4 protein-coding genes are annotated in these 2,309 nt (G+C 37.5%); 1 reads left to right on the top strand and 3 read right to left on the bottom strand.

Annotated features, from left to right (window positions below; all coding sequences use genetic code 11):
• The first annotated feature begins 486 nt into the window (after positions 1–486).
• Entirely contained in the window at positions 487–894 is a 408-nt protein-coding gene (locus AC1DG9_RS26160) for a VOC family protein (RefSeq protein WP_337715924.1), read from the top strand.
• A gap of 44 nt (positions 895–938) precedes the next feature.
• On the opposite strand, the gene AC1DG9_RS26155 is transcribed toward AC1DG9_RS26160, so the two are convergent.
• The 3 genes from AC1DG9_RS26155 to AC1DG9_RS26145 form a co-directional block, all read right to left on the bottom strand.
• Entirely contained in the window at positions 939–1,400 is a 462-nt protein-coding gene (locus AC1DG9_RS26155; protein ID WP_337715926.1) for a hypothetical protein, read from the bottom strand.
• Between the two features lie 50 nt (positions 1,401–1,450).
• Positions 1,451–1,786 carry a TfoX/Sxy family protein gene (locus tag AC1DG9_RS26150; protein ID WP_337715928.1) on the bottom strand — a complete coding sequence of 112 codons (336 nt, stop codon included), beginning with the start codon at positions 1,784–1,786 and terminating at the stop codon, positions 1,451–1,453.
• Positions 1,787–1,794: 8 nt separating this feature from the next.
• A partial coding sequence (locus AC1DG9_RS26145) for an alpha-2-macroglobulin family protein (protein ID WP_477635580.1) occupies positions 1,795–2,309 on the bottom strand: 515 nt, incomplete at its 5' end.

The following is a 2,309-nucleotide window of genomic DNA, read 5'->3' as shown; positions in this document are numbered from 1 at the left end:
CTTTAAAGAGGATGACTGATATTATTGTGATCAAGAAACATGAAAGTAAAGGAAATACGAATACTTATTCTAAGTTTTGATATGTCTACTTAAATGAAAGGATCTTTTAGATTTTTTGTGAACTGGGGAAATAGATAAGTAGAATTTACCTAAATCTAACCTCAATGATAATGTTCATAATGTGCTTAATAAAGTCAATGCATAGGAAAATGCAGGTAGAAAATCCAAACCTTAGAGACCTAATTCTTTTAAATTGGGGTCGCGGAAGTCGTCTAAGCAAAGAAGAGGTGGCTTCCTTAATAGCGCAATGTTATAGAGCAAAAGAAATTGGTGAAATTATTGTCTGGTATGAGTAAGACGCATATAGGACAGATTCAGATATTGACACAATTTACCCGCTCATTTGTCATAGTTGCCCCTCATCTTAGTAGCTATATTTTAGGATCTTAGTGTTAATGGAAATAACCCATTATAAAACTTAGAATCATGACAGTTAAAAACCCATTTGTCTGGACCGAAATCAGTGTAAACGATCTGGCCAGAGCTAAGAAATTCTATGAGGAGGTATTGCAGATTCAACTATCTGAAATGGCACCTCCTGATAATATGAAAGTAGAGAAAGACGATCCTAATTACTTTGAGATGCTCGCATTCCCCGCAGATATGATGGGACCGGGCAGTAGTGGCACATTGTGTAAATCTGAAATGGGAAAACCGGGAGTAGGAGGTACAATGGTGTATTTTTATGCCGATGACTGTGCAGTTGAGCTTTCAAGAGTGACAGCAGCAGGAGGTAAGGTGATTGCCGAAAAAATGTCCCTTGGAGAATATGGTTTCTGTGGTGTCGCTGAAGATACTGAAGGCAACCAGATTGGTTTTCATTCGCTGAAATAGTATTTAAACGCTGTCCAATTGCGGCGGGCAGCGTTTAAAATATATTATATCTGATTTAATGCCTTTACTACTCTGGAAGTAGTTAGTTTGAGCTCAAATAGAAATATTAATACATAAATAGTAATCATCAATATGAAAGGTATAAATGATTCAATATTAGTTTTGCCTCTTAGTATTCCGATGAGACCAATAAAGGTTCCAAATGCCAGCAGGCCAATGATTGCAATTGGTAGTGCACCAGGTCTAATTCTGTAATGATTTACATAAGGATCTTTTGAAAGGCTAATAATAAGTTTAGGCAGAAAGAACTCAAAGGATGTTTTGATTCTGGTAAATTTTAAATCCTTTTTGTCTTCAAGTCCCCAAAATATCTTGTCGGTACCGATGTCGACACTCTTAAATTTAAAATCAAGAGACATGGTTTCTTTCATGGATGCCTTCCTTAGGGCAGTTTCTACTTGAGCGTGATTTAGGTTTGATGGAAAATGAACGGTTTTAAAGTACATGGTAGAGCGGTATGATTTGATGATTGTAAAATAGCAATATTATCAATTACTTAGTTCTTTTTACTCCTGGGCTTTTTAGGCTTAGGTTCTGGAAGTGCTGCCGCTGTAATCCTTACCAACTCACTAATCCATTCCCGGTCTTCAATTTGTTCTTCGATCAGAAAGCTAGGTTTTGCTCCAGGATACGGAGAAGCCTCTACCACGCTTCTTATAAACTGCTTTCCAGCTTCTGTGGCTTTAATAAACAGCTTGTTGTCACAAACCAAAGCAAAGATCTTTTGGTCTGCATAAAGGCCGTACTCTCCAAACATTTTCTTGCTGCTGATCGTTCCCGCTCCTTGTATTTGATCAACAATAAAATCAACAAATTTCTGATCTGATGCCATAGTGTGTATTAGGGTTTGGAAATAATTGTCATTGCATTACTGTAAGCTGTTACCCCCGGATTATAAAGACATTGAAGCATAGCTGCTCCGTTTTTAAAAGTTCCTTCTTGCGTAACAGTCACTTCATAGTTAAATTCAGTTTTGCCTGAGGGCAGTAAATCTATAAATAGCTGCTGACCAGCATCTCTTACAGACCTGTAATAATATGTACCGTCCTGGTATTGTTGACCACTACTGCCGTCCAAAGGTTCGAATACACCTGCACGTTTATCTTCAAGTTGTACAAAACGTAAGCTTACCGTTGTTTCTACCGTTAACACAATTTTTATCTTTTCGCCTATTTTTAAAACAGTTTTATCTGAAAGTGGCCCCCAGGCATTCTTCTGTTGATCATAATTAAATAAAGTTTTCTTCAGTTTTACCTTATTATTAGCATCATCGGCCTGCGCTTCAGCGCTGAAGTAATGCCATGTAATGCCACCACTAACCGTATTATTTGCTGAGACCGTTACCGGAGATACCT

It is taken from the genome of Pedobacter sp. 05L430 (assembly GCF_056397585.1).
Note: the sequence above shows the minus strand (reverse complement) of the source record. Positions and strands in the feature narration are given on the sequence as shown.